This window comes from Cupriavidus sp. GW821-FHT07C08 (assembly GCF_059419025.1).
The window spans coordinates 20529-27921 of the sequence record NZ_JBWKQZ010000056.1 but is presented as its reverse complement, the minus strand read 5'-3'; the positions used below and the strand labels follow the sequence as shown (position 1 = coordinate 27921).

The following is a 7393-nucleotide window of genomic DNA, read 5'->3' as shown; positions in this document are numbered from 1 at the left end:
AGCGCGTGTTGGGCGCGCGCCACGGCCAGGCCATAGCCCGGCACGATGATGACCGTCTCCGCATTGCCCATCAGGAACGCGGCATCGTCGGCGGAACCCGACTTGACCGGGCGCTGCTGCTGGTCGCCCGTTGCCGCCGCCGCCGTCGCGCCGCCGAAACCGCCCAGCAGCACGTTGAAGAACGACCGGTTCATCGCCTTGCACATGATGTACGACAGGATCGCACCGGAGGAGCCCACCAGCGAGCCCGCGATGATCAGCATCGGGTTGTTCAGCGAGAAGCCGATGCCCGCCGCTGCCCAGCCCGAGTACGAGTTCAGCATCGACACCACCACCGGCATGTCGGCGCCGCCGATCGGAATGATGATCAGCACGCCCAGCACGAAGGCGATCGCCAGCATGATCAGGAACGGCAGCCAGTCCTGCGACAGGAAGAAGATGACGCCGAAGCCCACCATCGCCACCGCCAGCAGCAGGTTCAGCCAGTGCTGGCCGGCAAACACCACCGGCGCGCCCTGGAACAGGCGGAACTTGTAGCGCCCGGCCAGCTTGCCGAAGGCGATCACCGAGCCCGAGAACGTAATCGCGCCGACGAAGCAGCCGATGAAGAGCTCGATGCGGTTGCCCAGCGGGATCAGGTGCGAGCCTGCCGGGCTGATGCCGAACGCCGCCGGCTCGGCCACTGCCGCCACCGCGATGAAGACCGCGGCCAGGCCGATCAGCGAGTGCATCGCCGCGACCAGTTCGGGCATCTTGGTCATCTGCACTTTCTTCGCCACGTAGGCACCGATGCCGCCGCCGACCACGAGCGCGGCGAAGATCAGCGCCAGGCCCGTGCCCACCGACGACTGGGCCGTGCCCGCCGCGAGGAATTCATTCTTCAGCTTGATGATCAGGACCAGCGTGGTCACCACGGCAATGGCCATGCCGATCATGCCGAAGGCATTGCCCTTGCGCGCCGAGGCCGGGTGCGACAGGCCCTTGAGCGCCTGGATAAAGCAGACCGAGGCCACCAGGTAGAGCAGGGTGACGAGGTTCATGCTGACAAGACCGGTCATCACGCGCCCTCCCTGGCCAGCGCCGGCTTGGCCTCAGGCGCCTTGGCCTTCGGTTCTTTCTTCTTGAACATCTCCAGCATGCGCTGGGTGACCAGGAAGCCGCCGAACACATTGACCGCGGCCAGTGCCACTGCCAGCGTGCCCATCACGCGCCCGACCCCGCCTTCGGTCAGGCCCGCGGCGAGCATGGCGCCGACGATGATGATCGCCGAGATCGCGTTGGTCACCGCCATCAGGGGTGTATGCAGGGCTGGCGTAACCGTCCAGACCACGTGGTAACCCACGTAGATCGCCAGCACGAAGATGATCAGGTTGATCACCGTGTGGTTCACCATCTCCATCGACTTCTCCTCCGTTGCTTTGAATCCGGGATGCGGCGTTTGACTGTGTCTTTTCTTTGCTGCATTACGGCGTGCCAAGGGCCAGTGGCTCTGACTGACGGCGCGCTCCCTCTCCCGCAAGCGGGAGAGGGAGCAACCCTGCGGCAGTCCGCTCTCAGAACTTCTTGATTTCCTTGATGCCGTTGCTCTCGTTCACCAGGATGACCTTGGGCTTGTAGGCGGCGATCTCCTCGTCGCTCATCGGCGCGTAGGTGCAGATGATCAGCTGGTCGCCCAGGTGCGCGCGGCGCGCCGCGGCGCCGTTCAGCGAGATCTCGCCGCTGCCGCGCTCGCCCTTGATGATGTAGGTGGAGAAGCGCTCGCCGTTGTTCACGTTGTACAGCTCGATCTTCTCGAACTCCTTCATGTCGGCAGCGTCCAGCAGGTCCTGATCAATGCCGCACGAACCCTCGTAGTTGAGGTCCGCCTGCGTCACGGTGACGCGGTGGAGCTTGGCGCGGAGCATGATGCGTTGCATGGGTGATACGTCCTTATACACTTGATGCAAAAGCAGTGGGCGCACGGCGCCCGTGGAAATTACGCCGCCTCTCGCACGACCTGGCCATCCCTGCACATCAGGCAGGCCGCGACGATGTCGTCTTCAAGGTTCAGCGTGAACTGGCCGTCCTTGTCGACGACCAGCTTGAGGAAGTCCAGCACGTTGCGGGCATAGAGCGCCGAGGCGTCGGCCGCGACCATGCTGGCCAGGTTGGTGTGGCCGATGATGATGACGCCGTTGTGGTTGACCACTTCGTCGGCCACCGTCAGCGGGCAGTTGCCGCCCTGTGCCGCGGCCAGGTCTACCACCACCGAGCCGGGTTTCATCTGCGCCACGGTGGTTTCCTGCAGCAGCACCGGCGCCTTGCGGCCCGGGATCAGTGCGGTGGTGATGACGATGTCGGCCTGGACGGCGCGCTGGTGCACCAGCTCGGCCTGGCGCTTCATCCAGTCCGGCGGCATCGGGCGGGCATAGCCGCCGACGCCCTGGGCGATCTCGCGCTCTTCATCAGTGAGGAAGGGCACGTCGAGGAACTTGGCGCCGAGCGATTCGATCTGCTCCTTGACCGCTGGGCGCACATCGGAGGCCTCGATCACCGCGCCCAGCCGCTTGGCGGTGGCGATGGCCTGCAGGCCGGCGACGCCTGCGCCCAGGATCAGCACGCGCGCGGCCTTGACGGTGCCGGCGGCGGTCATCAGCATCGGCATGAAGCGCTGGTAGTGGTGCGCGGCCACCAGCACGGCCTTGTAGCCGGCGATGTTGGCCTGCGACGACAGCACGTCCATGCTCTGCGCGCGCGTGGTGCGGGGCGCGGCTTCCAGCGCAAAGGCGGTGATATTCGCGGCGGACATGCGCGCGTTGTTCTCGGCGTCGAAGGGATTGAGCATGCCGACCAGTACGGCGCCCGGCTTCATCTGCGCCAGCTCGGCTTCGTCCGGTGCGCGCACCTTCAAAACCAGTTGCGCGCCCAGTGCTTCGGCTGCGGTGCCGATGGTGGCGCCGACCGCCTCATACGCGCCGTCGGTCTGGCTGGCGCTTACGCCGGCGCCGGCCTGCACGACCACCTTGTGGCCCTGGGCGACGTACTTCTTGACTGTCTCCGGGGTGGCGGCGACGCGAGTCTCGCCGGCCCGCGTCTCCTGCGGGATGCCGATGTACATCGTCAATTTCTCCTTTAGCTGGCGTCTTGTCTGGTTGGGCGGACCGACGTCTGGCCCGTGCGCGCCGCAGGCTTAAGCCGCAGCGCAACAATTTTTTCGCAGCTTACAGGAATCTGACGTTCAATGGTGACCGGCCGGTCGGCTTTTGCGGCGACCGCCAAAGGGGGAGTTGCAGCCGGCATTCCAGCACCAGCCGGGCTCACCGGCGGCGCTGCACGATGGGCCCGCAACCGGTAGAATGCGGGATTGCCTAAAAATTGAGCATCATGTCAAGTGACTGGAATGCCAGCGTGACCGTTGCCGCCGTGATCGAACGCGGAGGCCGCTTTCTGCTGGTCGAAGAGGAAACTGCCGACGGGCTGCGCCTGAACCAGCCCGCCGGGCACCTGGACCCGGGCGAGAGCCTGATCCGCGCGGTGATCCGCGAAACCCTGGAAGAGACCGCGCACACCTTTGAACCGCGCGCGCTGCTGGGCTGCTACATGGGCCGTTCGCTGTCGTCGCGCACCGGTACCGATGTGACCTATGTGCGCTTTGCCTTTACCGGCGACCTCGGCTCGCTCGACGCCGGCCGCCAGCTTGATACCGGCATCGTGCGCACGGTCTGGATGAGCGCGGAAGAACTGCGCGCCTGCCCGGAGCGTCACCGTTCGCCGCTGGTGATGGCCTGCGTCAACGACTACCTGGCCGGCAAGCGCTTTGCGCTGGACGCCTTGTACACGCACCCGTCGGCGCTGACCGCGGCCGTCCCGCTGGGAGCGCAGCTGTGAGTGGTGCCGGAAAACGTGTCGTCGTGGGCATGTCAGGCGGGGTCGATTCATCGGTGACCGCGTGGCTGCTCAAGCAGCAGGGCTACGAGGTCATCGGCCTGTTCATGAAGAACTGGGAAGACGATGACGACAGCGAGTACTGCTCCACGCGCCAGGACTGGCTGGACGTGGTCTCGGTGGCCGACCTGATCGGCGTCGACGTGGAGGCGGTCAACTTTGCCGCCGAGTACAAGGACCGGGTCTTTGCCGACTTCCTGCGCGAATACTCCGCCGGGCGCACGCCCAACCCGGACGTGCTGTGCAATGCCGAGATCAAGTTCAAGGCCTTCCTCGACCATGCCATGTCGCTGGGCGCGGAAACCATCGCCACCGGCCACTATGCGCGCGTGCGGCAGAACGCGGCCGGCCGGTTCGAGCTGCTCAAGGCGCTCGACCATACCAAGGACCAGAGCTACTTCCTGCACCGGCTGAACCAGGCGCAGCTGTCGCGCACGCTGTTCCCGCTGGGCGAGATCCCCAAGACGCGGGTGCGCGAGATCGCCGCCGAGATCGGCCTGCCGAACGCGAAGAAGAAGGACTCCACAGGGATCTGCTTTATCGGCGAGCGCCCGTTCCGCGATTTCCTGAACCGCTACCTGCCGACCAAGCCGGGCCCGATGAAGACGCCCGAGGGCAAGGTCGTGGGCGAGCATATCGGCCTGGCCTTCTACACGCTGGGCCAGCGCAAGGGCATCGGCCTGGGCGGCAGCCGCGACGGCAATGGCGACGCCTGGTACGTGGCGCGCAAGGATATGGCGAACAATACGCTTTACGTGGTGCAGGGCCACGACCACCCGTGGCTGCTGACGCCGGTGCTGACCGCGTCGGACCTGTCCTGGGTGGCCGGCGAGCCGCCTGCCGCGGGCGCGGCGATGGCGGCCAAGACGCGCTACCGCCAGAGCGATGCGGCCTGCACGGTGCAGGCGGTGGACGGCGACGCGCTGACGCTCGGGTTTGCCGAGGCGCAATGGGCGGTCACGCCCGGCCAGTCGGCGGTGCTGTACGACGGCGACATCTGCCTGGGCGGCGGCATCATCCAGTAAGCGCTGCAGCTGCACGAAAAAACGCCCGCTCGAGGCGGGTGTTTTCTTATCGGCCGCTGCGGATCAGCCGCGCGGCGGCTCCGTATCGATAAACGACTGGCGCTTGGACAGCTTTTCCTCCAGCGACGCCAGGTTGGGATGGCGCTCGCGCCAGGCGATCTCGGGGAAGCGGAAGTCCAGGTAGGACAGCGCGCAGCCCACTGCCACGTCGGCCAGCGAATAGTGCGTGCCAGTGCAGAAGGGGCGGTCGGCCAGGCCGTGCGCCATGGCCACCAGCGCCGCGTCGATCTTGCCGCGCTGGCGCTGCACCCAGCGCTCGCTGCGCTCATGCGGCTCGCGCTGGGTTGCCTCCAGGCGCACCAGCAGCGCAGCGTCGAGCAGGCCGTCGGCCAGCGCCTCCCAGCAGCGGACTTCCAGGCGCTCGCGCCCGCCCTGCGGGATCATCCGGCCGACCGGCGTCAAGGTGTCGACATATTCGACGATCACGCGCGAATCGAAGATCGCGCCGCCGTCTTCCATGACCAGGCAAGGCACTTTGCCGAGCGGGTTGAACTGGCCGATCCTGGTCTCGGGCGACCAGACATCCTCTTCGATGAGCTGGCACTCGATCTTTTTCTCGGCCATCACCACGCGCACCTTGCGCGCGTAGGGACTGGTCCGGGACGCATACAGCTTCATGTTCTCCCCTTGAGCTTGTTATGAAGTGCATCGTCGCTCTGCGGCAGCGGCGGTGGGGCACGCGGCTTGCCCGATGCACTTCATAACAGGCTACTGGAACGGCGTGCGCGAGTATACCCGTGGTGCGTGGCGAATGCGGGCTTGCGCACCGATGCCCCGCGGCGGCGCTTTACCGCTGCCCGGAGCCGGGGCAGGGGTGGTAAAATCCCGCGTTGCGCAGCGCCGGCGGGCCTGCCGGCATTGCGTTTTGAACGCATCCGGCCGCATAAAGTCGCTTTTTCGATCCCTCCCGCCGCCAACGCTGACAGCGCCAGCCCCCGCGGCGCGCCTTGTTCGTCGCCTTCTTCCATTGCCTCCCTTTTCCCGGTTTCCAGCATGACCTCCTCTTCGCTTTCGCCGCTCACCGCCCTGTCCCCGATCGATGGCCGTTACGCCGCCAAGGCCGATGCGCTGCGCGAATGGCTGTCCGAGGCCGCTTTCATGCGCAACCGCGTCAAGGTCGAGGTGCACTGGCTGATCGCGCTGGCGCAGGCCGGCCTGCCCGACATGCCGAAGTTCTCGGCCGCCTCCGAGGCCGCGCTGCTGGCGCTGGTGGACAAGTTCAGCGAGGCCGATGCCGCCCGCATCAAGGAAATCGAAGCCGTCACCAACCATGACGTCAAGGCGGTCGAGTACTGGCTCAAGGAACAGGTCAAGGGCAATGCCGAGCTGGAGGCCGCCAGCGAGTTCATCCACTTCGCCTGCACCTCGGAAGACATCAACAACACCTCGCACGGCATGATGCTCAAGGGCGCCCGCGAGGCCGTGGTGGTGCCGGCGCTCAAGCGCGTGCACGCCCGCCTGGTCGAGCTGGCCAGGCTCAATGCCGCGCAGCCGATGCTGTCGCGCACCCACGGCCAGCCGGCCAGCCCGACCACGCTGGGCAAGGAGATGGCCAACGTGGCCGCGCGCCTGGCGCGCGCGATCCAGCGCATCGAGCAGGTCGAGCTGCTGGGCAAGATGAACGGCGCGGTGGGCAACTACAACGCCCACCTGTCGGCCTACCCGACCTTCGACTGGGAAGCCTTCTCGAAGCAGGTGATCGAGACCCGCCTGGGCCTGGCCTTCAACCCGTACACCATCCAGATCGAGCCGCACGACTACATGGCCGAGCTGTTTGACGCGATCGCCCGCGCCAACACCATCCTGCTCGACCTGAACCGCGACGTCTGGGGCTATATCTCGCTGGGCTACTTCAAGCAGAAGACCAAGGCCGGCGAAATCGGCTCGTCGACCATGCCGCACAAGGTCAACCCGATCGACTTCGAGAACTCCGAAGGCAACCTGGGCCTGGCCAACGCGGTCCTGCGCCACTTGTCCGAGAAGCTGCCGCTGTCGCGCTGGCAGCGCGACCTGACCGATTCGACCGTGCTGCGCAATATCGGCGTGGCCTTCGGCTACAGCCTGCTGGCCTATGAGGCCTGCCTGCGCGGCCTGGGCAAGCTGGAAACCAACCCCGAGCGCCTGGACGAAGACCTGGACAACTGCTGGGAGGTGCTGGCCGAGCCGGTGCAGACCGTGATGCGCCGCTTCGGCGTGCCCAACCCGTACGAGCAGCTCAAGGAGCTGACCCGCGGCAAGGGCATCTCGCGCGAGGCGCTGCAGACCTTCATCAACGGCCTGGCGATCCCCGACGACGCCAAGAAGCTGCTGCTGGACATGACGCCCGCCAGCTATATCGGCAAGGCCGTGGTGCTGGCCGAGCGCATCTGACGCCTCATTCCGAC

At 66.3% G+C, this 7393-nt stretch carries 8 protein-coding genes; 3 read left to right on the top strand and 5 right to left on the bottom strand.

Annotated features, from left to right (window positions below; translation table 11 throughout):
• The 4 genes from AC07UK_RS37955 to AC07UK_RS37940 all read right to left on the bottom strand — a co-directional run.
• Positions 1-1058, bottom strand: a 1058-nt coding sequence (locus tag AC07UK_RS37955) for an NAD(P)(+) transhydrogenase (Re/Si-specific) subunit beta (RefSeq protein WP_494688207.1), incomplete at its 3' end; no start/stop codon positions are given.
• Positions 1058-1399, bottom strand: coding sequence for an NAD(P) transhydrogenase subunit alpha part 2 (locus AC07UK_RS37950; RefSeq protein WP_013957959.1), 342 nt, complete (start codon positions 1397-1399; stop codon positions 1058-1060). The genes AC07UK_RS37955 and AC07UK_RS37950, both read right to left, overlap by 1 nt.
• Before the next feature lie 154 nt (positions 1400-1553).
• Positions 1554-1916, bottom strand: coding sequence for an aspartate 1-decarboxylase (panD, locus tag AC07UK_RS37945; RefSeq protein ID WP_436222614.1), 363 nt, complete (start codon positions 1914-1916; stop codon positions 1554-1556).
• A gap of 59 nt (positions 1917-1975) precedes the next feature.
• Positions 1976-3097, bottom strand: coding sequence for a Re/Si-specific NAD(P)(+) transhydrogenase subunit alpha (locus AC07UK_RS37940; RefSeq protein WP_436222613.1), 1122 nt, complete (start codon positions 3095-3097; stop codon positions 1976-1978).
• A gap of 266 nt (positions 3098-3363) precedes the next feature.
• Between AC07UK_RS37940 and AC07UK_RS37935 the strand changes: the two genes are divergently transcribed.
• Complete coding sequence (locus AC07UK_RS37935) at positions 3364-3867, top strand: NUDIX hydrolase (protein ID WP_494688206.1); 504 nt, start codon at positions 3364-3366, stop codon at positions 3865-3867.
• Positions 3864-4949 (top strand): tRNA 2-thiouridine(34) synthase MnmA, encoded by a 1086-nt coding sequence (mnmA, locus tag AC07UK_RS37930; protein WP_340530909.1) that lies wholly within the window; start codon positions 3864-3866, stop codon positions 4947-4949. Before AC07UK_RS37935 ends, mnmA begins: the two co-directional genes overlap by 4 nt.
• Before the next feature lie 63 nt (positions 4950-5012).
• Here the strand turns inward: mnmA and AC07UK_RS37925 are convergent, their stop codons facing one another.
• Complete coding sequence (locus AC07UK_RS37925; RefSeq protein ID WP_494688205.1) at positions 5013-5627, bottom strand: glutathione S-transferase C-terminal domain-containing protein; 615 nt, start codon at positions 5625-5627, stop codon at positions 5013-5015.
• A gap of 375 nt (positions 5628-6002) precedes the next feature.
• Here AC07UK_RS37925 and purB point away from each other — a divergent pair, with 375 nt between their 5' ends.
• Positions 6003-7379, top strand: a complete 1377-nt coding sequence (gene purB / locus AC07UK_RS37920) for an adenylosuccinate lyase (RefSeq protein WP_436222610.1) — start codon at positions 6003-6005, stop codon at positions 7377-7379.
• The last annotated feature ends 14 nt before the right edge of the window (positions 7380-7393 follow it).